The sequence below is a fragment of the Halomonas sp. TP35 genome (assembly GCF_052375975.1).
In the GTDB taxonomy this organism is placed as follows: domain Bacteria; phylum Pseudomonadota; class Gammaproteobacteria; order Pseudomonadales; family Halomonadaceae; genus Vreelandella; species Vreelandella citrativorans.
On sequence record NZ_JBQSUZ010000009.1, the window covers coordinates 39,950 to 61,690 of the forward strand.

The 21,741-nt window shown below is 52.5% G+C and carries 21 protein-coding genes; 11 read left to right on the forward strand and 10 right to left on the reverse strand.

All coding sequences use genetic code 11. The annotated features are described in order from the left end of the window. Positions 1 to 94 precede the first annotated feature (94 nt). Genes hemA through ACT3RU_RS11800 form a run of 5 tightly spaced genes read left to right on the forward strand, consistent with a single transcriptional unit; the run spans position 95 to position 4,633 of the window. Complete coding sequence (gene hemA, locus ACT3RU_RS11780; RefSeq protein WP_192527532.1) at positions 95 to 1,405, forward strand: glutamyl-tRNA reductase; 1,311 nt, start codon at positions 95 to 97, stop codon at positions 1,403 to 1,405. Continuing rightward, a complete protein-coding gene (gene prfA, locus ACT3RU_RS11785; protein WP_192527531.1) occupies positions 1,402 to 2,490 on the forward strand; it encodes a peptide chain release factor 1 in 1,089 nt (362 codons plus the stop codon). Before hemA ends, prfA begins: the two co-directional genes overlap by 4 nt. Continuing rightward, on the forward strand, positions 2,490 to 3,338 hold the full coding sequence (gene prmC, locus ACT3RU_RS11790) for a peptide chain release factor N(5)-glutamine methyltransferase (protein WP_192527530.1): 849 nt from the start codon (positions 2,490 to 2,492) through the stop codon (positions 3,336 to 3,338). The genes prfA and prmC overlap by 1 nt, the downstream gene beginning before the upstream one ends. Positions 3,339 to 3,369: 31 nt before the next feature. Further along, on the forward strand, positions 3,370 to 3,870 hold the full coding sequence (locus ACT3RU_RS11795; protein WP_087106768.1) for an Lrp/AsnC ligand binding domain-containing protein: 501 nt from the start codon (positions 3,370 to 3,372) through the stop codon (positions 3,868 to 3,870). 4 nt (positions 3,871 to 3,874) lie between these two features. Next, entirely contained in the window at positions 3,875 to 4,633 is a 759-nt protein-coding gene (locus ACT3RU_RS11800) for a HesA/MoeB/ThiF family protein (RefSeq protein ID WP_192527529.1), read from the forward strand. A 49-nt stretch (positions 4,634 to 4,682) separates the two neighbouring features. On the opposite strand, the gene ACT3RU_RS11805 is transcribed toward ACT3RU_RS11800, so the two are convergent. The 3 genes from ACT3RU_RS11805 to ahpC form a co-directional block, all read right to left on the reverse strand. Further along, positions 4,683 to 5,777 (reverse strand): FUSC family protein, encoded by a 1,095-nt coding sequence (locus tag ACT3RU_RS11805; protein ID WP_192527528.1) that lies wholly within the window; start codon positions 5,775 to 5,777, stop codon positions 4,683 to 4,685. Between the two features lie 314 nt (positions 5,778 to 6,091). After that, positions 6,092 to 7,648 carry an alkyl hydroperoxide reductase subunit F gene (gene ahpF / locus ACT3RU_RS11810; RefSeq protein WP_192527527.1) on the reverse strand — a complete coding sequence of 519 codons (1,557 nt, stop codon included), beginning with the start codon at positions 7,646 to 7,648 and terminating at the stop codon, positions 6,092 to 6,094. Between the two features lie 232 nt (positions 7,649 to 7,880). After that, complete coding sequence (ahpC, locus tag ACT3RU_RS11815) at positions 7,881 to 8,444, reverse strand: alkyl hydroperoxide reductase subunit C (RefSeq protein ID WP_087106762.1); 564 nt, start codon at positions 8,442 to 8,444, stop codon at positions 7,881 to 7,883. A 372-nt stretch (positions 8,445 to 8,816) separates the two neighbouring features. Between ahpC and ACT3RU_RS11820 the strand changes: the two genes are divergently transcribed. The 4 genes from ACT3RU_RS11820 to ACT3RU_RS11835 all read left to right on the forward strand — a co-directional run bounded on the left by ACT3RU_RS11820 (position 8,817) and on the right by ACT3RU_RS11835 (position 12,997). Further along, positions 8,817 to 9,920, forward strand: a complete 1,104-nt coding sequence (locus tag ACT3RU_RS11820; RefSeq protein WP_192527526.1) for a polyamine ABC transporter substrate-binding protein — start codon at positions 8,817 to 8,819, stop codon at positions 9,918 to 9,920. Positions 9,921 to 10,015: 95 nt separating this feature from the next. Then, positions 10,016 to 11,233, forward strand: coding sequence for a polyamine ABC transporter ATP-binding protein (gene potA, locus ACT3RU_RS11825; RefSeq protein WP_087106758.1), 1,218 nt, complete (start codon positions 10,016 to 10,018; stop codon positions 11,231 to 11,233). A 34-nt stretch (positions 11,234 to 11,267) separates the two neighbouring features. Then, on the forward strand, positions 11,268 to 12,179 hold the full coding sequence (locus tag ACT3RU_RS11830; protein ID WP_192527525.1) for an ABC transporter permease subunit: 912 nt from the start codon (positions 11,268 to 11,270) through the stop codon (positions 12,177 to 12,179). Continuing rightward, positions 12,176 to 12,997: an ABC transporter permease subunit gene (locus ACT3RU_RS11835; protein WP_192527524.1), complete on the forward strand. Its 822-nt coding sequence runs from the start codon at positions 12,176 to 12,178 to the stop codon at positions 12,995 to 12,997. The genes ACT3RU_RS11830 and ACT3RU_RS11835 overlap by 4 nt, the downstream gene beginning before the upstream one ends. Positions 12,998 to 13,015: 18 nt before the next feature. On the opposite strand, the gene ACT3RU_RS11840 is transcribed toward ACT3RU_RS11835, so the two are convergent. Further along, positions 13,016 to 13,225 carry a zinc ribbon domain-containing protein gene (locus ACT3RU_RS11840; RefSeq protein WP_087106752.1) on the reverse strand — a complete coding sequence of 70 codons (210 nt, stop codon included), beginning with the start codon at positions 13,223 to 13,225 and terminating at the stop codon, positions 13,016 to 13,018. 137 nt (positions 13,226 to 13,362) lie between these two features. Here ACT3RU_RS11840 and ACT3RU_RS11845 point away from each other — a divergent pair, with 137 nt between their 5' ends. Then, a complete protein-coding gene (locus ACT3RU_RS11845) occupies positions 13,363 to 13,791 on the forward strand; it encodes a DUF3617 domain-containing protein (protein WP_087106750.1) in 429 nt (142 codons plus the stop codon). A gap of 102 nt (positions 13,792 to 13,893) precedes the next feature. Here the strand turns inward: ACT3RU_RS11845 and ACT3RU_RS11850 are convergent, their stop codons facing one another. Together ACT3RU_RS11850 and ACT3RU_RS11855 are read right to left on the reverse strand one after the other, a co-directional pair. Further along, on the reverse strand, positions 13,894 to 17,001 hold the full coding sequence (locus ACT3RU_RS11850; protein ID WP_192527523.1) for an efflux RND transporter permease subunit: 3,108 nt from the start codon (positions 16,999 to 17,001) through the stop codon (positions 13,894 to 13,896). Beyond that, the gene (locus ACT3RU_RS11855) at positions 17,001 to 18,080 is read right to left on the reverse strand and encodes an efflux RND transporter periplasmic adaptor subunit (protein WP_192527522.1); all 1,080 of its coding nucleotides are present in this window, start codon (positions 18,078 to 18,080) and stop codon (positions 17,001 to 17,003) included. The genes ACT3RU_RS11850 and ACT3RU_RS11855 overlap by 1 nt, the downstream gene beginning before the upstream one ends. A 132-nt stretch (positions 18,081 to 18,212) precedes the next feature. Between ACT3RU_RS11855 and ACT3RU_RS11860 the strand changes: the two genes are divergently transcribed. Continuing rightward, positions 18,213 to 19,397 (forward strand): BaiN/RdsA family NAD(P)/FAD-dependent oxidoreductase, encoded by a 1,185-nt coding sequence (locus ACT3RU_RS11860; protein WP_192527521.1) that lies wholly within the window; start codon positions 18,213 to 18,215, stop codon positions 19,395 to 19,397. Positions 19,398 to 19,419: 22 nt separating this feature from the next. Here the strand turns inward: ACT3RU_RS11860 and ACT3RU_RS11865 are convergent, their stop codons facing one another. From ACT3RU_RS11865 to ACT3RU_RS11880, 4 genes are all read right to left on the reverse strand, one after another. Beyond that, positions 19,420 to 19,737, reverse strand: coding sequence for a YqjK family protein (locus ACT3RU_RS11865; protein ID WP_192527520.1), 318 nt, complete (start codon positions 19,735 to 19,737; stop codon positions 19,420 to 19,422). Continuing rightward, positions 19,712 to 20,116, reverse strand: coding sequence for a phage holin family protein (locus ACT3RU_RS11870; RefSeq protein ID WP_087106740.1), 405 nt, complete (start codon positions 20,114 to 20,116; stop codon positions 19,712 to 19,714). The genes ACT3RU_RS11865 and ACT3RU_RS11870 overlap by 26 nt, the downstream gene beginning before the upstream one ends. Beyond that, positions 20,116 to 20,448 carry an ElaB/YgaM/YqjD family protein gene (locus ACT3RU_RS11875; protein WP_087106738.1) on the reverse strand — a complete coding sequence of 111 codons (333 nt, stop codon included), beginning with the start codon at positions 20,446 to 20,448 and terminating at the stop codon, positions 20,116 to 20,118. Before ACT3RU_RS11875 ends, ACT3RU_RS11870 begins: the two co-directional genes overlap by 1 nt. Positions 20,449 to 20,524: 76 nt before the next feature. Next, on the reverse strand, positions 20,525 to 21,556 hold the full coding sequence (locus tag ACT3RU_RS11880) for a phospholipase A (protein ID WP_483392696.1): 1,032 nt from the start codon (positions 21,554 to 21,556) through the stop codon (positions 20,525 to 20,527). Positions 21,557 to 21,741 lie beyond the last annotated feature (185 nt).

Genomic DNA, 21,741 nt, shown 5'->3' on the forward strand with positions numbered 1-21,741 from the left:
AGACTTGCGCTAATTCAGCGTAAGACGTAAACCACTGAGACTTCAAGACCGATAGCAACGTGATGACCGAACCACTAGCGAAGACGCATACCGCATGACGCTTCTTGCCTTGGGAATCAATCACCGTACTGCCAGTGTGGCCGTACGCGAGCAGGTAGCCTTTACTCCGGCGCAGTTAGATCACGCGCTGGAGCAACTGCGTGGTCTGTCACATATTAGCGAAGCGGCGGTGCTCTCCACCTGCAACCGCACTGAGCTATATTGCGTAACGGACGCTGCTGGCGAGCAAGCCGTGCTTGAGTGGCTAGGGCGTTTTCATAACTTGAGTGTTGAAGAGCTGACCCGCTGCGCGTACCACTATTTAGACAACGACGCTGCGCGCCATTTAATGCGTGTGGCCGTTGGTCTGGACTCCATGGTATTGGGTGAGCCGCAAATACTTGGGCAATTGAAAGATGCCTATCAACAGGCGCGCCAAATGCAGGGGTTGGGCGGCGAGCTTGAGCGTCTTTTTCAACATACCTTTGCAGTCGCCAAGCAGGTACGTACCGAAACCGGGATTGGCAAAAATCCGGTTTCGGTGGCCTATGCTGCGGTGAGTATGGCTAGCCGAATTTTTGATGACTTTAGCCGCTCGCGGGCGTTGCTAATTGGTGCGGGTGAAACCATCGAGCTGGTCGCGCGACATCTACATGAAGCCGGTGTACGTCAATTAACCGTGGCTAACCGCACACGGGAGCGTGCTGAGCTTGTCTCCTCGCGACTGGGTGGTAAGGCAATTACGCTTTCTGAAATTCCGGCCGCGCTGGAAGAAGCCGATATCGTTATTTCTTCCACCGCATCGCCCCTGCCGATTCTGGGCAAGGGGATGGTTGAAAGCGCACTCAAAAAGCGTCGCCACCGCCCGGTCTTTATGGTGGATATCGCCGTGCCACGGGATATTGAGTCCGAGGTAGGCGAGCTTGCCGATGTGTTCCTTTATACGGTCGATGACCTGGAAGAGGTGATCGAAGAGAATCGTCGCTATCGCCAAGTGGCTGCTGACCAGGCCGAGTCTCTGATTGAACACGGTGTCAGTAGTTGGCAGCATGAAAAACGAATTCGTAACGGTGGTGAGTTGATTCGCGACTACCGTCAGCACGCCGAAACCCTGCGCGATCAATCGCGTGATCAGGCGTTGGAGCGCTTGGCGCGCGGTGAAGACCCAGCCAAAGTGATTGAGCGACTGGCTCATCAACTGGCTAATCGCTTAATGCACCAGCCCACGCAAGCAATACGCGATGCCGCCTCGCAAGAGCAGCATGACTTGCTGGAGGCCGCGCCACGCTTACTATTGCCTGTTAAACCCGCTTTTGAAAAGCCCGCGCCCACGGCTAACCGCCAGAAGGATAATACGCCCGCATGAAAGATACCTTGCGCCAACGCCTCGATAGCTTTACCGAACGTTTTGAAGAGCTGGCGATGTTGCTGTCTGATCCTGAGGTCATTAATAATCAGCAGCGTTTTCGCGACTATTCACGCGAGTACGCCGAGCTGGATGAGCTGGTAGCGGCTTGGCAGCGCTATCGCAGCGTTGAAAACGATATCGAGGCAGCCCAGCAGCTTAGTCGGGACGATGATCCTGATATGCGTGAGCTTGCCGAGATGGAAGTCAGTGAAGGGCGCGAGCAGCTAGACCTACTGGATACTGAGCTAAAGCGTTTGCTGGTGCCTAAAGACCCGGATGATGGCCGAGGCGTGTTTTTGGAAGTACGTGCCGGTACCGGAGGCGATGAAGCCGCGATTTTTGCAGGTGATCTGTTTCGTATGTACTCACGCTATGCAGAAAAACGTGGCTGGCGTGTCGAAGTAGTGAGTGCCAACCATGGTGAACAGGGCGGTTATAAAGAGATTATTTCCCGTGTTAAGGGCGATAGCGTCTACGCGCGTTTGAAATTTGAGTCGGGAGCCCATCGGGTACAACGCGTTCCCGCTACTGAATCTCAAGGTCGTATTCATACGTCTGCCTGTACGGTGGCGGTGATGCCTGAAGTTGATGATGTTGGCGATATCGATATTAATCCATCGGATTTACGCGTCGATACCTACCGTTCAAGTGGAGCAGGTGGCCAGCACGTTAACACCACCGACTCAGCGATTCGTATTACCCACATACCGACAGGCGTAGTGGTTGAGTGTCAGGAAGAGCGTAGTCAGCATAAAAACCGGGCCAAGGCGATGTCGCTGCTTGCCGCGAAGTTGAAGCGTAACGCGGTCGATAGCCAGCGCCAGGAGCAGGCGGATGCCCGCCGCTCACTGGTAGGCTCTGGTGATCGCAGCGAACGTATCCGCACTTACAACTTCCCTCAGGGTCGAATTACCGATCACCGTATCAACCTGACACTTTATAAGCTCAATGAAGTGGTGAGTGGTGAGCAGTTGGATGAGGTGATTGAGCCCTTGATCCACGAGTATCAAGCCGAACAGTTATCGGCGCTTCAGGACACGTAATGACGTTTGATGCGCTTTTACAGGCCGCGGCAGAACGCTTAAAAGCCGCGGGTTCAGCCTCACCGCGCCTGGATGCCGACGTCCTGCTTGCCCACGTAATCAAGCGGGACCGTACATGGCTTTATACTTGGGGCGACCGTGATTGTTCTGGGTGGGAGCATGCGCGCTTTGATGCACTGGTGGCGGCGCGTGCTCAGGGCCAGCCGGTAGCCTACCTGACTGGTGAGCGAGAGTTTTGGGGATTGCGGTTGGCCACTTCAAAAGAGACGCTAATACCGCGGCCGGATACCGAAACGCTGGTAGAAACAGCACTCAATCGCGTTGCCTCTCCTGCCGGGCGCCTGTTGGATTTAGGTACGGGCACCGGGGCCATTGCACTGGCCTTTGCCAGTGAGCAGCCTGGTTGGCAGGTGGTTGGTGCCGATCTGCGCTCAGAAGCGGTTTCTTTGGCACAGCAAAACGCAGCGGCATTAGGGATGAATAACGTAGCGTTCATGCAAAGCAATTGGTTTGCTGCCTTTGAGCAGGATGCGACACCCGTAGAGCGATTTGATCTTATTGTGAGTAATCCGCCGTATATTGCCGCTGACGATCCGCATTTGCACCAAGGGGATGTGCGCTTTGAGCCGCTGAGTGCTTTGGTGGCAGAGGGCGATGGGCTGGCCGATTTGATGCATTTAGTTGCCACGGCGCGGCGCTATTTAACAGCCTCAGGATGGCTGTTGCTAGAGCATGGCTATCGTCAGGCAGCCTCAGTGCGCGCAGCACTGGTAGATGCGGGTTATCAAAACGTTGAAAGTATTCGCGACCTCGGTGGGCATGAGCGTATTACCCTTGGGCGCTGTTAGCTCGTCTGGCTTATCTGTAATGGATCCTGCTATGAAACCTAAGAATAGAACGCTGGACCGTATCGACCTTAAAATCCTGCGCTGCCTGCAGGAAAATGCACGTATTTCCTACGTTGATTTGGCATCAGAGGTTGGTCTATCCACAACTCCTTGTTTGGAGCGCGTTAAGCGCCTAGAGCGCGCGGGTATTATTCGTGGCTACCAGGCGATTCTTGACCCCCAGGCGCTAAAAGCCAATTTGCTGGTCTTTGTTGAAATTAGCCTGGAAACTCAGTCGCCAGCCGTATTTGATGAATTTCGCCGAGCCGTTGAAAAGCTGCCGCAAATTCAGGAGTGCCATCTGGTCTCTGGTCAGTTTGACTACATCTTAAAATGCCGCATTCCAGAAATGGCCGCCTACCGCCAGCTATTAGGAGACGTGGTGCTTACTCTCCCCGGCGTCAAAGAGTCTAAAAGTTACGTGGTTATGGAAGAGGTGAAAGAAAGCTTTAGCCTGCATGTACCCGACGTTGAGCACTTTGAGGATAAGTAAGTCGATGATGGATGATCAGACACTGCTGCGCTACAGCCGTCACATTATGCTGCCTGAAGTGGATATTGAAGGGCAAGAGCGCTTGCGTAGTGCCCACGTGCTGATCATCGGTGCGGGAGGGTTGGGCTCGCCGGCGGCACTTTACCTGGCCGCTGCGGGTGTCGGGCGGATAACGATTGCAGATGCTGATCATGTCGAGTTGTCTAACCTTCAGCGTCAAATTGCTCATCAGCAGGCAAGCATTGGGCAGAATAAGGCGGCTTCTGCCAAGGCCAGTATGCAGGCACTGAACCCGGATTGCCGTATTACAGCACTTGAAACGCATGCTGAGGGTGAAGCCCTGGAGCAGCTCGTTGCTTCTGTCGATGTGGTGCTGGATTGTACGGATCGTTTTTCCAGTCGTTATTCCATCAATGCTGCCACGCAAAAGGTAGGTGTTCCGTTGGTGTCAGGCGCTGCCATTCGCTTTTCCGGTCAGCTTGCAGTGTTTAACCCCCGTGACCCAAACTGCCCCTGCTATGCCTGCCTTTACCCGCCGGACGATATGGGCGATGAGGCACTTGGCTGCGCAGAAAGTGGTGTGATGGCGCCACTGGTGGGGTTAATCGGGTGTTTTCAAGCAGTTGAGGCGTTCAAATTGCTAAGCGGCGCCGGGCAAACCCACCAAGGGCTCGCAACCTTTGATGGTCTACGAGGCCAGTGGCGACACTTCAATGTACCGCGTGATCCGGCTTGCACTGTGTGTAGTGTGATACCTAAATAGGGCGATGTTTCGCAGAAAGATCTATCCAGCCTGCCTGAAAAGTAACCGCTTATAGAGTGTCTGGCTGATTTTTAAAATATTTCGACTGATAGTATTTTAATGGCAGGTAGCCAAATACAATAACAATGAAACTTCCAATGACTGTGTCTAGTAATCGCTGTGTGGCGTAATTAATATCCGCACTACCAGGCAAAATGATGTTAATGAGCATCAGTATCAATGGTGTGAGAAAGACTGCCTGTAGCGCATAGGAGTATTTCATTGCCCAAGGTAGGATGCCCGCTAGAATAGCCATAAGCAGAACAAAGGCAACGTTTTTAGGAACAAAAAGCAAGATTAATACACCCAGTATAACGCCCAGCAGTGTGCCCGTTATACGTTGAAGAGCTCGCTTGTGGATTGAGCCCAAGTCAGGCTTCATGATTAATCCGACGGTTAACGGAATCCAAAACCAGTGCGGATTATCATCAACCAGGTGTGCGCTATAGGCAACGCCTAAGCATACGGCCAGAGCGCACGCTTGCGCGTAGTGGTGGCTCGCTACTATGGCTACTGGTTTGGTTGGGGTGCTTTGGCTGGCTGCGTTAAGCGTTGCATCTCTGTTTTTTGCCAGATAGCGGCAGAAAAGAATTTCGATGCCCAGTAAAAGCGCGTAAAGAACCATGCCTACAAGATATAAAAGAGCGGGCATCCAGAAGTTATTAATCGAAGGCACGCCCAGGGCGATAGATGCCAAGAGTAAAATCTGTAACATTGCAATTGATAACGTATGGCTAACGTTGCTAAGCAGTTGGGCCACAGCTCCTGCACACATCATTATGATAATAACCGCGCTCCAGGCCAATATATGCAAATACCCGGCTAAATATCCTACTGATCCGATACAAGCAGAAATAAACATTGCTCGATACACGTCACGATAGCTGCCTGATACCTCCCCGGTAACCATCATCAAGCATCCCATGGCTATCCACATTCCCGTCATGATATGGCCAAGCATGAGTCCTGCCATAAGAGGTAAAAAAATACTGACGGCAGCACGGATTGCTCGGCCCCACTGCCAGCGGGGTTTAGAAGAGGATGATGGGTCCGGTGAAGCAGATGCCTTTTTCATTGAGGTCATTGTGTGCAGTCCTTGATTCATTGAACAGCATTACCTTCTGCTAACAATGGTTAAGATATACAGAGAGGCTGAGTCTGGCAATCACCAGGATGACGCAGTATTGTTCACGTGCTTTGATGGCGGGCAGATTTCACCATACGGCGCTAGACACTGTACGGCTTATACGTTTATCAGACGGCTCAGTGTTGAGCAGTGACGAAGGGCAAATTACGCGTAAAGGGAAGACAAAAAAACCGCCAGCAGCGGTTATGACGTCACGGTCTTATACGTCAAAGGGATAGGGGAGGCGGGTAGTGGAAAACCACTACCCGCTTTTTGGTGTTGGTGCTTGGCGATTAGTTGCGGATCAGGTAATCAAACGCGCCAAGTGAGGCTTTAGCGCCTTCGCCCATGGCAATAATAATCTGCTTGTAAGGCACCGTGGTAACATCACCCGCGGCAAATACGCCGGGTACCGAGGTCATGCCGTGAGAGTCGACGATGATCTCCCCGCGCGGCGTCATTTCGATGGGCGAGCCTTTCAGCCACTCGGTATTTGGCACCAGGCCAATCTGGACAAAGATGCCTTCCAGCGCGATGTTTTTAGTCTCATCGGTGTTGCGGTCTTTGTAAGTCAGGCCATTAACGCGGCTGCCATCACCGGTTACTTCGGTGGTTTGAGCATTTAAAATAATGTCCACGTTGGGCAAGCTCTTAAGCTTTTTCTGCAGTACCGCATCGGCACGCATTTCACCCATAAATTCGAAAAGGGTGACGTGAGCAACGATGCCAGCCAGATCAATGGCAGCTTCAACGCCAGAGTTGCCGCCGCCAATAACCGCGACGCGCTTGCCTTTAAATAGCGGACCGTCGCAGTGCGGGCAGTAAGCAACGCCTTTGTTGCGGTATTGCTGCTCGCCGGGGACATTCATTTCGCGCCAACGGGCTCCGGTCGCCAGAACCAGTGTTTTGCTCTTGAGTTTTGCACCTGACTCAAAGGTCACTTCGTGCAAGCCACCTTCGGCCTCAGCGGCTTTAAAGGCAGCTGCCGTTTGCAAGTTCATTACATCAACGTCGTAATCCTTGACGTGCTCTTCAAGCGCGCTAACAAGCTTGGGGCCTTCTGTATGAGTAACCGAAATAAAGTTTTCGATACCCATGGTATCTGATACCTGGCCACCAAAACGCTCAGCCGCAACACCAGTATTAATGCCTTTGCGTGCAGAATAAATGGCAGCCGCAGCACCAGCGGGGCCACCGCCGATCACCAGCGTATCGAATGCGGCTTTGGTGCTTAGCTTTTTGGCTTCGCGGTCGGCGGCGCCCGTGTCCACTTTGGCCAGAATTTGCTCAAGGGTCATACGGCCCTGATCGAACGGCTTACCGTTTAGATAAATACTGGGCACTGACATAATTTCACGCTCTTCAACTTCGTCCTGGAAGAGCGCCCCATCAATCGCGACATGACGGACGTTGGGGTTAAAGATCGCCATCAGGTTTAACGCCTGAACCACATCAGGGCAGTTCTGGCAGGACAGCGAGTAGTAGGTCTCAAAGAGCATGTTGCCTTCGAGCGCTTTAATCTGGTTAAGCACCTCGTCAGAGGTTTTCGGTGGGTGTCCACCTACTTGCAGCAGTGCCAGAACCAGCGACGTAAACTCGTGGCCCATGGGAATACCGGCAAATACAACACCCGTCTCTTCACCTGTACGGTTGATCGCAAAAGAGGGCGTGCGGCTATCCTGACCATCCGTTTTCAGGGTGATCATGTCACTCAGCCCGTTGATATCTTCCAACAGGCCGTGAAGCTCACGTGACTTGTCACCGTCATCAAGGGACGCAACGATCTCGAACGGTTGAGTCACTTTTTCCAAATAAGCTTTCAACTGATTTTTTAAATTAGCGTCCAACATGACAGTGAATTCCTCGTAATCTGTAAAAGGTGTTCTCAACCCATAGCCACATTTAGCCCGCGCTTGTGAAAATCACAGCGAAGATCGGTATAAAAGGGAGAACAAATAGCGCGATGTAAAGAGAACACCCGGGTGAAAAAAGCCCGGGTGTCAGGCTGCCATCTGGTTAAGCCGTTATCGTAAGCGGCGCTTCAAGAGCGATTAAGATAACGAAGATGGCAGCACTCGCCGTTTAGATTTTGCCAACGAGGTCTAAAGAGGGCGCGAGTGTTTCTTCGCCTTCTTTCCATTTGGCCGGGCATACTTCGTTGGGGTTTTCACGAACATACTGGGCAGCTTTAACTTTGCGCAGTAGCTCTTCGGCATTACGGCCGATGTTGCCCGCATTGATTTCAACGATCTGAACTTTACCGTCGGGATCGATAACAAACGTGCCGCGCTCTGCAAGGCCTGCTTCTTCAATCAGGACTTCAAAGTTACGCGAGATTTGCAGCGTGGGGTCAGCCAGCATTGGGTACTGAAGCTTGCCGATCGTTTCGGAGCTATCGTGCCATGCTTTATGGGTGAAATGGGTATCGGTTGAAACGCTGTAAATTTCAACGCCCAGCTTTTTGAAGGCTTCGTAGTTGTCGGCCAGGTCGCCAAGCTCCGTTGGGCAAACAAACGTAAAGTCAGCCGGATAGAAGAAGAAGATGGACCATTTTCCCTTCAGGTCAGCTTCGGTGACATCGATAAATTCGCCATTTAGATAGGCGGTAGCTTTAAACGGTTTTACTTCAGTGTTGATCAAGGACATTCAGATTATCTCCGTGTCTTGTGAATGAAGGTGAAAATGTTATGGACTATAGTAGGGATATTTTTCTGATAGTTAAAATTGAAAAATGCCATTCAGCGTATAGTTTTTTACTATTTCGCAGCAGCCTATCTACGCTCCGCAGACCTTGAAGTGGGGGCGGGCCCACTATAATGCAAGAATCTTTCACATTGACTTGCGATAGAGACCGCTGCGACGCAAAATTCGCACGTTCAGTAGAAAAGCCTACGCTAACGGCGAGTGGCTGATGGCTGGCGTTAATCTAGATGGTGCTGTTTTGAATAGCTGTTTTGAATAGCTGTTTTTGAATAACCGTTGCTGAATAACTGTTTTTTGGATAATGAGGAGCACGAAATGGGGAACATTCACAAACTTTCAGGCGCCGTTGCGGCCGTTTCTTTAGCCGCAGCGGCGACAGTCGCCCATGCCGATGAGGTACGGGTATATAACTGGTCAGATTATATAGCACCGGAGACGCTTGAAAAATTTACCGAGCGTACCGGCATTGATGTTACCTACGATGTTTACGATAGTAATGAGACGCTTGACGCTGCCTTGCTGGCAGGCCGTTCGGGGTATGACGTAGTGGTGCCTTCTACGCACTTTTTTACGCGTCAACGCCAAGCGGGCGTTTATCAAGCGCTTGATAAAGAGCAGTTACCTAACCTGGAAAATCTCAATACCGAGTTGATGGAAAATTTAGACGCGATTGACCCTGATGGCGACTACTCAGTGCCTTACATGTGGGGCACTAACGGTATTGGCTACAATGTTGAGCGCGTGAAAGAAATCCTGGGCGATGATGCGCCGGTCGATAGTTGGGCAATGCTATTTGACCCTGAAATTACCTCTGCGTTAAAAGATGCTGGTTGCGGTATTTCGATGCTGGATACGGGTGAGGAAATGCTGCCCGCGGCCATGGCATACCTGGGCCTGAGCCCGCTAAGCGAAAACGCGGAAGACTTTGAAGCCGCCGGTGAAGTGATTAGCGCCGTGCGCGATGATGTTACCTATTTCCACTCTTCACGCTACGTATCTGACTTGGCCAATGGCGATATTTGTGTGGCAGGCGGATATTCAGGCGATGTATTCCAGGCCGCTGAGCGTGCCGAGGAAGCAGGGCGTGATTTTGACATTGGCTATAGCATTCCTAAAGAAGGCGCCGCCTTGTGGTTTGATGTTATGGCGGTCCCGGCGGACGCGCCCAATGTTGAAAACGCCCATGCTTTTATTAACTTTATCCTTGACCCGGAAATTGCCGCAGAAATTACCGATTACGTAAGCTATGCCAACCCCAATGCGGCGGCCGATGCTTACCTTCCGGAAGAAATTCTGAATGACCCGGCGATCTATCCCGAAGCCGAGGTTATGCAAAACCTGTATGTGGCGCTTGACATGCCACAGCCGGTACAACGTATCCGTACGCGTGTGTGGAACCGTGTAAAGTCTGGCCGTTAAGCTAAACCTCATCCGGCAGCGAGCCAGGCCCTTTGCCTGTCTCGCTGTTCATCTTTTAATGCCCGGGTTTCCGGGCCTTTTGATGGGAGTGGCGAATGGTCACTACGCCCCTGTCGGACGGAAATTCGGCGAACGAACCCTCGGCAAACGAACCTTCAGTGAACGAAACGGCAGCGTCTGCCTTGGCGATACAACGCCCGCAAGGCAAAACGCCGCGGTTTGCAGAAGACATCGTGCTAGAAGTTAAAGGCTTATGTAAGCGCTTTGACGAGGCCTTGGCGGTAGATAATGTAAATTTACAGGTGAAGCGTGGTGAGATTTTTGCGCTTTTAGGCGGGTCGGGTTCGGGGAAGTCGACGCTGTTGCGTATGCTTGCCGGGTTTGAAACTCCCACGGACGGGCATATTTTGCTTGGCGGTAAAGACATTACTGCGGTCCCGCCCTACAAGCGCCCGATTAACATGATGTTTCAATCCTATGCGTTATTTCCGCACATGACGGTGGCGCAAAATATTGCCTTTGGGCTAAAACAGGACAGGCTTGCCAAGGGTGAAGTAGATGCGCGCGTGGCGCAAATGCTGAAACTGGTGCATATGGAGCGCTTTGCCAAGCGTAAGCCGCATCAGCTTTCCGGTGGCCAGCGTCAACGGGTGGCGCTGGCGCGTTCCCTCGCCAAACGGCCAAAACTGTTGCTGCTTGATGAGCCCATGGGCGCGTTGGATAAAAAGCTGCGTACCGAAATGCAGTTGGAAGTGGTCGAGATTATTGAGCAGGTCGGCGTGACCTGCATCATGGTGACCCACGATCAGGAAGAGGCCATGACCATGGCGGATCGTGTTGCCATTATGGCCGATGGCTGGATTGAGCAGGTCGGCTCGCCGGTCGATGTGTACGAAAGTCCAGCCAGCCGTATGGTGGCGGAATTTGTCGGTACGGTGAACCTGTTTGAAGGCGAGATTGTGGAAGATGCCGCCGACCACTGCCAAATCGTATCGCCTGAGCTTGAACGCCCCATTTATATCGACCACGGCATTACAACTCAAGCGGTTGATCGGCGGGTGTGGGCAGCGCTGCGTCCGGAAAAAATCTGGCTAACACGTGAAAAACCCACGTCGGACTACAACTGGGCAGAGGGTAAAGTCCACGATATCGCCTACCTGGGTGGTTTTTCGCTTTACTACGTACGCACCGCCTCGGGTCAGTTGATTAAAGTCAGCATGGCGAATACCGAACGGCGAGGTGACCGGCCAACCTGGGAAGACAGTGTGTATGTCTACTGGGAAGACCACAGTGCCATCGTGTTGAACCGCTAATGGCCCTTTCTGGCTACTTGGGAGATTGCTTGCGATGATGCCATCTCAACTCACCGCCCTGTTCAAACGCTTACAGTTAGGGCGTCGGGCGGTGATTGCCTTGCCGCTTGTATGGCTACTGCTGTTTTTTTTGCTGCCCTTTGCCCTGGTACTGAAGATCAGTTTGTCGGAAGGTGTTGTGGCGATCCCTCCTTATGGGCCGCTTCTTGAGTATACCAACCAGACCCTGCATATCTTTTTAAACGTGGGTAACTATCTGTTTTTGCTGTCCGATTCGCTGTATGCAGCCGCCTATTGGGGATCCGTAAAAACGGCGTTTATCTCAACCGCGGCCTGCTTGTTGATCGGCTACCCGATGGCGTACGCCATGGCCCGCGCCCCAGCACGTTGGCAGCTTCTATTGTTGTTGCTGGTGATGTTGCCCTCCTGGACTTCATTTTTGATTCGGGTGTATGCCTGGATGGGGATTTTAAGTAACAGCGGCCTTATCAATAATCTACTAATAGGGCTTGGTCTGATCGATACGCCTTTACGAATGATGAACACGCAGTTTGCCGTGGTGATAGGTATTGTCTATGCCTATCTTCCCTTTATGGTGCTGCCTCTTTATGCCCATCTAACCCGGCTGGATAACTCACTACTGGAGGCCGCTTCGGACCTTGGGTCACGTAAGCTCAATACCTTTATCAAGGTAACACTGCCCCTTTCGATGGGAGGAATTATTGCGGGGTCAATGCTGGTATTTATCCCGGCCGTGGGCGAGTTTGTTATTCCCGAGCTATTGGGCGGCCCGGATACGCTGATGATTGGTAAGGTACTTTGGGAGGAGTTTTTCCTTAATCGCGATTGGCCCGTTGCCTCGGCGCTGGCAATGGTGATGTTACTGCTGCTGCTAATACCGATTGTTTGGTTTCACCGTTACCAGTCTCGGGGGCTTGAAGAATGAGCGGAGTACGACGGCGGCCGAATTTTTCAACCGTGATGCTGATACTCGGCCTGGTGTTCCTCTATCTGCCGATGGCGGTGTTGGTGGTGTACTCTTTCAACTCTTCCAGGCTCGTTACCGTGTGGGCAGGCTTTTCAACCCAGTGGTACGGGGCGTTGTTCCAGGATCAACAAATTCTCTCGGCAGTATGGACGAGTCTAAAAATCGCGTTTTTTGCCGCGAGCATGGCGGTATGTTTGGGAACGGTCGCGGCGTTTGTAATGACGCGCTTTGGCCGCTTTCGTGGAAAAACGGCGCTTTCCAGCATGGTAACGGCACCACTTGTCATGCCCGAGGTCATTACCGGACTGTCGCTGCTACTGCTATTTGTTCAAATGGCACAGCTGACAGGCTGGCCCGCCGACCGGGGTGTAGGCACTATTTGGATTGCGCATACCACCTTTTGTAGTGCTTACGTTGCCATCGTAGTGGCGGCGCGCCTGCGCGAGCTGGATAGCTCGATAGAAGAGGCGGCAATGGATTTAGGTTCACCACCGCTTAAAACGTTCTTTTTTATCACGCTACCCATTATTGCCCCTGCGCTGGCGGCGGGCTGGCTGCTCGCCTTCACGCTGTCGTTGGATGACTTGGTCATCGCAAGCTTCGTGTCAGGTCCTGGCGCCAATACGTTGCCCATGGTGGTGTTTTCATCTGTACGCATGGGCGTATCGCCTAAGATTAACGCGCTGGCGACGCTGATTATTTTGACGGTATCGCTGGTGACGTTTTTGGCGTGGTGCCTGATGCGTCGTGGCGAAGCCAAGCGGCAAATAAATTAGCAACAAGGAGGCGTTTGGCTAGAAAACGTCATCGTCTCGGCCGGTTAACACGGCTTCAAGTTCGCCGGTCATGGGCGAGATGATGATTTCAAGCTGAATAGGCGCACAGCATTGATGGCAGTCTTCCCACGTGGCGTGGCTGCCTTGAGATGTATCGATGACAAACGTCAGGGGCGCATCGCAATAGGGGCAGTTAAAATCGTGGTTTACCAAGGCATCATCGTGCATAAGCAGCTACCTTTAAAAGTTTTGGAGCTTAGCGCCAGTGTAGCAGTCAGCGCGAAGCCGGGCATGGCGGTGATGAATCAGGTAGGATATAAGCGGTTTTCCACGGACTGTTTTTCAACGTGCTAAAGAGAGAAACGATGATGTTACGAAACATGGTAGTAGCGGCCACTTTGGCCTTCCCGATGGTCGCCTTGGCGGAAGCGCCGAATGTTACCCCAGGCGAGTGGGAGTTCGTCAGCGTGACCAGCATTAGTGGCGACATGGATATTCCAGATCAAACGGAAACCGAGCGTCAATGTATTACTCAGGATGACCTTGAAGGTGCCGAGTTTGGGTTTATCGAAGAAGAAGATGGTTGTGAGCTTCTCAATCAGGAAATGAGTGCTGACGGTCTCTCTTACAGCATGGTATGTCGCGCAGAGGGTGGTGAAGCCAATATTGATGGCGATATGAGCTTTATGGGCGAGCAAATCAGCGGTAGCGTTGATATTCTCACTCAGTCGCCAATGGGCGAGCTGACCATGAATACCGCTATTGAAGGTCAGCGTGTAGGTGAGTGTGAATAATCACTTGCGTTGATGCCTGAGAAGGGCGCCTCTTTTTAAAGAGGCGCCCTTTTTTTGACCTATAGCCTTTTTTACCTCTAGAAAGAAAGTAGCAACACGTCGCTAACCGGCTGAGTCGGAAATTTCCTCTTCCAGACGCCGTTTAACCGCACCGGGGGAGCCGGTATGACGTGCCAGAAGGTCGTACGCAACGGGTACTACAAATAGCGTGAACAGTGTCGCCGCACCAACGCCTGCCATTATCACCGTGCCAATCACCAGGCGGGACTCAGCGCCTGGTCCGCTTGAAATAATCAGTGGTATGGCACCTGCCATGGTGGTAATTGCGGTCATCAAAATAGGCCGTAGCCGGGTGACGGAGGCTTCAATGAGCGCTGTACGAAAGGCTTTACCCTCATCACGTAGCTGGTTGGCAAACTCGACGATCAAAATACCGTTTTTGGCAGCCAGACCAATCAATAGTACCAGGCCAACCTGACTATAAATGTTAAGCGACTGCCCGCTTAGCAAAAGGGCTAGTAGAGCGCCGCTCATCGCAAGCGGTACCGTCAGCATAATAACAAGGGGGTGGATAAGGCTTTCAAACTGAGCGGCCAGCACTAGAAATACCACGATGGCACCTAACACCAGCAGAAAGGTGGTCGCACCACTTGCCTGCTGAAAATCACGTGAAGGGCCTGCCAAATTGGTTTGTGCTTCTTCGGGCAGCAGCGTGTCGGCGGTAGCTTGTAGGTATGCAAGCGCCTCGCCAAGCGGATAGCCGTCAGCCAGGTTGGCCTCGATGGTAATGGCTCGAATACGGTCAAAGCGGTTTAACGTGCTGGCGCCAGCAACGTCGGTAAGCGTCACGAGGCTTGCGAGAGGGATTAGTTCACCAGAGCGTGCCGAGCGTACCTGTATATTATCCAGGGCGCGGGGGCTGTTCTGCCGATCGCGATCACCTTCGATAATCACGTCGTACTCTTCGCCGTTATCCACGTAGCGGGTAACGTTGCGACCGCCTAACAGTACTTCAAGCGTACGGCCTATTTCGGTAATCGTTACGCCCAACGCTGCTGCCCGTTCATAGTTAATCTCGACACTTAGCTGTGGCTGGGTCTCGTTATAGTTGCTTTCAAGCGCAGTAATGCGTGGGTTATCTTCCCGCACATAGTCCATCAGCAGGGTGCGCCAGCGAGCGAGTTCTGCGTAATTACCGCCGCCAATCACAAACTGCACAGGCTTTTGTGTGCGTTGTCCGAAGCCTTGACGCATAACGGGGAATGCCTGAACGCCGGGCAGCGGCCTTAGCAGCGCTCGCACGTCATCCATTACCTCCCATGCGCTGCGGCGGCTGCCCCAATCGGCCATATTGATGATGACAAAACCGCCGTTAAAATTCTCGATATTGCCAAAGCCGCGTGGCGCACGTACGACCACACGCTCAAGCTCACCCGTTTCTATAAGGGGAGCAAGTCGTGCTTCGATTTCATCCATGTAGTCCATCATGTAATAGAAGGTGGCGCCTTCAGGACCATTCACCAATACGATAAAGTTGCCACGATCCTCTTGTGGGGTGTACTCATTGGGTAGCTCGGTGGCAAGCCATGCCGTCATGGCGATCAACAGTGCAAATACCCCGACAACTATCCAACTGCGTGCAAGCAGCCACTCAAGGATACGCTGGTAACGTCGCTGAGTAATACCCAGTAGCCACTGGACACCTTTACCCACGGCGCTGTCGTGCATGCCGGGTTTAAGAATCTTGGACGCCATCATGGGAGTTAGGGTAAGCGCCAAGAGTGTCGAGAAAACAACGGCTGCCGCCATCGTGAGGGCAAACTCGGAAAAGAGCCGACCGATGTCGCCCTGCAGCATGCTTAACGGAACAAATACCGCGACCAACACCAGCGTGGTGGCAATAACCGCAAACGCGATCTGGCGTGTTCCTCTAAAAGCGGCTACCAGCGGCGTTTCACCATAGTCGTGCATGCGGCGATTGATATTTTCCAGTACCACAATAGCATCATCAACAATCAAACCAATCGCCAATACCAGCGCCAGCAGAGTGAGTAAGTTGATTGAAAAGTTCATTACGGCAAGCGCGGTAAAAGCCCCAATGACCGCAATAGGAACGGTAATGGCAGGCACCAGCGTGGTCCGCAGATTACCCAGGAATAAAAAGATCACCACGACGACCAGGCCCATGGCAATAAACAGCGTCATCACGACTTGTTCAATGGCACCGGAAACAAAGACCGAGGCATCATGGGTTAGGCCAAGCGTCATGCCCTCGGGTAGCGTCTCTTGAAGGCGCTCCAATTCATGCCGAACTGCACTTGAAAGCTCAATGACATTAGCGGTCGACTGCATAACGATGCCAAGCCCGACCATGGGAATGCCATTGGCGCGAAATACGGAGCGATCTTCTACAGAGCCGACCTCTACCCGTGCAACATCAGCCAATCGGACCAGGTAGCCATTATCACTTTGATTAAGGGCCAGGCGTTTAAAGTCATCGGCAGTTGCAAAGCTGCGCGGGAGGCGAACGATAAACTGGCGGTCTTGTGATTCGATGGAGCCTGCCGGTAGCTCAACGTTTTCGGCGCGCAGGGCATCTTCAATATCGCCGACGGTCAGGCCGCGAGCGGCAAGCGCATTGCGGTCCAGCCATACGCGCATGGCATAGTCCCGGCCACCGCCGATACGAACGCGGGCAACGCCTGGTTGCACAGACAGGCTGTCAACCAGAAAGCGGTTGGCGTAATCCGTAAGCTCGGTAATTGAGTAGTCGGCGCCCGAGAGGCTTAGCCATACCACAATCTCTTCGCTGCTATCGGCCTTGGTGACTTCCGGAGCGTCGGCATCGTCGGGCAGGTTACGCAAGGCGCCCGAAATTCGGTCACGGATATCGTTCGCCGCCGCGTTGATATCCATTTCAATGCCAAACTCAATTTCAATGCGCGATCGGCCATCTTCGCTCCGTGAGGTGATTAACTCAATGCCCTCGACGCCTGCAATTCGGTCTTCCAATACTTGGGTAATGCGCGTTTCGACGACATTGGCAGAAGCGCCCGGATAGCGGGTATCAATACTAACGATGGGAGGATCCACGGTGGGATACTCTTGCAGAGGAAGCCGGTTAAGCGCCAGTAAGCCAAAGGCAATGATCAGTGCGGCGATGACCATGGCAAGCACGGGTCGCTGTACGGAAATGTCCGATAGACGCATTAGCGATCGGCCTCCAATAAGGCGCGAATACTCGTTTCATCGTCCAGGGTGCCCAGTAAACGTACTTCCAACCCATCTCTTGCCAGTTGCAATCCGTGAACAACCACCAGGTCGCCTGCTTCAACGCCTTCAAGAATTTCTACCTGCCCATAGCGCCGTTCACCTATCACTACGCTGTGCCTTTCAAGGCGTGGGGTAGGGCCACTTTGGTCAATCACCATGACATGGTGTTGGTCGCCACTGGGTTCGAGTGCCGCTTCGGGCAGCACGATGGCATCGCGTACGCGCTGTTGAACGACCACTTCCATCAACATACCCGGCCGAAGGCGCATATCGGGGTTTTCAAGCACAGCACGCACGTTAACGCTTCGCGAGATAGGATCAATGCGTGTACCGATACTGGCAATATCGCCACTAAATATGTCGTCGGGGTAGGCGGCTGTCGTAGCGCTGAGCGGCAGCCCGATTGAAAGGCGGCTTAGAAAGCGTTCGGGAACGCTAAAATCAAGTTTCATCACATCCAGCTTGTCGAGCGTTACCAATTCCATGCCGGGCGTTACCAGTGTGCCGGTACTAATGGTACGCAACCCCACGCGGCCGCTGAAAGGAGCTTTGATTTGGTAGTTGGTAAGCCGCGCTTCGATAACCTGCGTGTTGGCCTGCGCTTGGCGAAGCTGTGCTTGAAAGTCTTCCAGGTCCGCCCGAGCGGCCAGGTTGCGCTCCTGTAGCTGGGTGGTACGACCAAGCGTATTACGTCGTTCGTCACTGATGGCCTGAGCTGAGCGCAGCTGGGCTTGCTCTTCGGCATCGTCAAGGTGAATCAGTACTTGCCCCTGTTCAACCTGGTCACCATCCTCAAAATTGATCTCGGCCACAATATCGGTGACCGTTGCAGAAAGCGTAACGCTCTCATCGGCACGCAGGGTGCCCAAGGCTTCCAGTGGGTCAGACCACGTCATTATTTCTGCGCGGCTGCCAATCACAGAAGGTGCGGGCTGTGCTGCGGTTTGCCCCAGGGCGGGACTTGAGAGTAAAACGGTGAGCAAAACAAGCAAATACGGTCGGGCATACGCGGACATAGGCTTCTCGGTATCAGGCGTGGAGGTAATCCTGGTTAGCACTCTTATATGATGTCATGAAACGCGAAGAAACATTTTCTCCTTGCCTTGAACTGTTAAAATGCGGGTCTTCTCCCCCAAGAGCAATTCTCTATGGTTTATGATGTCGTGGTTATCGGCGCCGGTGCCGCAGGCCTAATGTGCGCTGCACAGGCTGGTTATGCAGGCCGACGCGTGCTGGTACTCGACCACGCCAACAAGGCAGGTAAAAAGATACTGATGTCAGGCGGTGGCCGCTGCAACTTTACCAACCTTGGCACCACACCTCAGCATTTTTACTCTGAAAATCCGCATTTTTGTATTTCCGCGCTTAAGCGCTATCGGCCGGAACACTTTGTAGAGCTGGTTGACCGGCATGGCGTCGAGTACGTGGAAAAAGCCCCTGGGCAGCTATTCTGTGCAACGTCGGCTAAAGAAATTGTGCGAGTGCTATGGACAGAGTGCGAATGGGCGGGCGTGGAAATAACGCTAAATACCCAGATCAAGACAGTCACCAGGCAAGGCGACGCCATGCGGCTGATGACATCGATGGGGAGCATTGATGCTGGGATTGTCGTGGTGGCGAGCGGCGGCTTATCGATTCCCACGATGGGCGCCACCGGGTTTGGTTATGAGCTGGCACGCCAGTTTGGCCTGGACGTGTTACCTACTCGGCCTGGTCTAGTGCCTTTCGCCCTGAGTGATTTCTGGAAGGAGCGCAGTGCTGCACTTTCCGGACTCAGCTTGCCTGTCGCGGTGAGCTGTGCAGGGCGGCGGTTTGTTGAGCCGATGCTGTTCACGCACCGGGGCTTGTCGGGCCCCTCTATGCTACAGATATCCAGCGTATGGCAACCCGGCTCATCCATAGAAATTGATACATTGCCGGGCGAGGATGCCGCCGCGTCACTGCGTGAGGCGCGTCAAACAACACCCAAACGTCAGTTATCAACCTGGTTGGGAGAGCGCTTTCCCAAACGCTTTGCCCAGGCGCTTTTAGAGTGGTACCCAGACGCGAATCAGGCAGCGCCGCTTGCTCAATACAGTAACGATGAGGTAGATCAATGGGCCTATCGGCTTAACCAATGGCAGCTTAAACCAGCGGGCACTGAAGGGTGGCGTACGGCAGAGGTAACCATGGGCGGGGTCAATACAGACGCTATCTCATCGAAATCGTTTGAGGTAAAAGATGTGCCTCAACTGCGTTTTATAGGAGAAGTGCTGGATGTGACTGGTGAGCTTGGAGGGTATAACTTTCAGTGGGCGTGGGCGAGTGGGGTTGCTTGTGGGCAAGCTTGCTAGGCCGCGTGATGCGGCCCGGCAATTAAGTAACAACGTTAGAAAGCAGCTTCAATTTGCGAAATAGCATATAGCCTGCAAGCGCTTTTCTACCGGCTGCCATTACTCCGCCCGGTCTGCGTACAAATTTGTAGGCGAGTAGGCCGCCAGCGGCATAAAGTGGCAGCTTGATGCTGCGCCACTTTTGATCAAGTGGGGAGGCCGAACGCTGTAGATAATCGCTGCATACCAAAATATCAACGCGCTGCTGCTCAAGCTGTGCAAGTAATGCTGCTTTGCGTTCCGCACGGCTTATACGCTCAGGGCGGTTGGCCGGCTTAACGCTCTTGTTGGTTTGCTTCATCGCCTTTCACCTCAAGCAGAGCACGATCAGCCGCTAGTTGTTTAAGCGTTTCTTTTAAAAACGTATGCCGTTTGGCCTGACGAATAGCAATGGCCGCCAATAATAAACTGGCTGCTATCAGGACACCCGCGCTGACACCAATCGCCAGCAGCCTATAAGAGTCCCAAAAAACCACGATGACTAGCGCGGTAAGCGTTATTACACCTAGCAATAAAAGTAATAAGCTGGCGCCGGTCAACAGAAACAGTGTGACTAAACGAGCGCGCTCTTCTTCTAATTCTAAAACCGCCAAACGCAGTCGGGTTTCACTGTTAGCAACCAGTGACCTTACTAAGCGCTTGGCGGCAGAAAATACGCGTTGGGTTGGCCCCAAAGACATTAGCGGCGTCCGAGCAGCATACCTACCAATAGACCGACGGCTGCGCCGATACCGATGCTGGACCACGGGTTTTCGCGTACGTACCGATCACAGCAGTCGACTTGATTTGAAAGCGTTTCACGGGTTTCATCATAAATTCGCTCGCCGCGAGCTTCCAAGCGTTCACGGGCGCTTTTAAGACGGCTTTCAGCACGAGCACGAAGGTCGCGCATTTCGCCGCTGGCATCCTTGGACGTTGCGTTAACCAGTTCTTCTACGGTGTCGCTTAAGTGGCGCAGATCTTCTTTCCACTGATCAGCGCGGTGATCAGTATCGAATTGACGCTTAGCCATTTTGTCTTCCTTTGACGAATGAATGAATTAATCTATATCAGCATAGCAGCCGACACATGATAGACAAGGCCATTTTTTATCGGTTCAAACCCGTCGCACTAAACAGGGGATTTAAACTAAAACCAATGCTTAGACGATTAACACGACCATTATAGTCAATCATGCTTTCACCATAGCCATAGTAATACTGGATGTGCCCGCGCAGGTTGCCAAACGTAGGCCAACTATAGTCAATTTGAGTGCCGTAGTTACCTGCGCTCGGGTTCCCTCGTAGTAACGTGCTGATTTCATGATTATTGTTGAGCCGCTTGGCGATATGGATATCGCCATAGCCCATATAGTGCTCAATATCAGGGTTATCGTCGTCACTGGCAGATTCAGGGACGCGCCAAAAAGGAGCGAGCGTTACTGCCCAGTCGCCACGCTGAAACGTACTTTCCAGATACACGCGGTTCCAACTGCGCGAGAGGGGGTCTGAACGTCCATTGGACTGATGGTTAAAAGCAACCCGGTTGCGCGTGTTTACCCATCCAAGGGCATCCCAGGCATTATCGAAGTCGATAAACAGCTCGGGTTCATAGTTGGTTTCCCTAAACGGGGAGGACGCATCGGTATTGTAAGCCTGCCACCAACTGCGCTGGGTATAGCCAAAATAGAGATCGCCTACATCACCGAAAATATTTTCTGCCAAATTTGCTTTAACGCTTATCTGAAACTTGAGCTCATACCGCTCAGCGTCTGAATCGGTCGTGATATTACGAAAATTCTCAGCATTCGGTTTTGCGTTATAGCTGACGGGAAACAAGTAGTTAAGGCGGTGTGTGGTAATCGAAAAGGGATTCCGTGTTGATTCTTGCTCAAGCAGCCTGCGTTCGATGATATCTTCACGAGCGGCTACTTCGGGTGGTTGCTCTACCGTTACTTTTGAAGGCGTGTCGCCAAGTGCTGCTTGGTTATCTAGCTGTTGTTGAAGCTGGTAGAGTTCACTATTGAGCTCACGAATACGCGCTTCAATTTCTTCCTGGGAGTCGGCTAAGGCAGGGCTACTGTACGTTACTGTGCTTAGCAAGGCTATTACGCTTGCATACAGCAGTTTTCGGGTGACCATTTTTCGGGTGACCATTGAAGCGACTCGCAAATAATAAGGGGAAGGATCAATTATCAGAGTCGTTTCTATACATGCCAAGAGAGTAAGTCAACCTCTTCGTTGCGCAGATCAATGGAACCCCTGACAATGGCTGGTATTTAATTTTTACCACTATCATTTTTTTCTGAGGGTATATCAACCGTGGT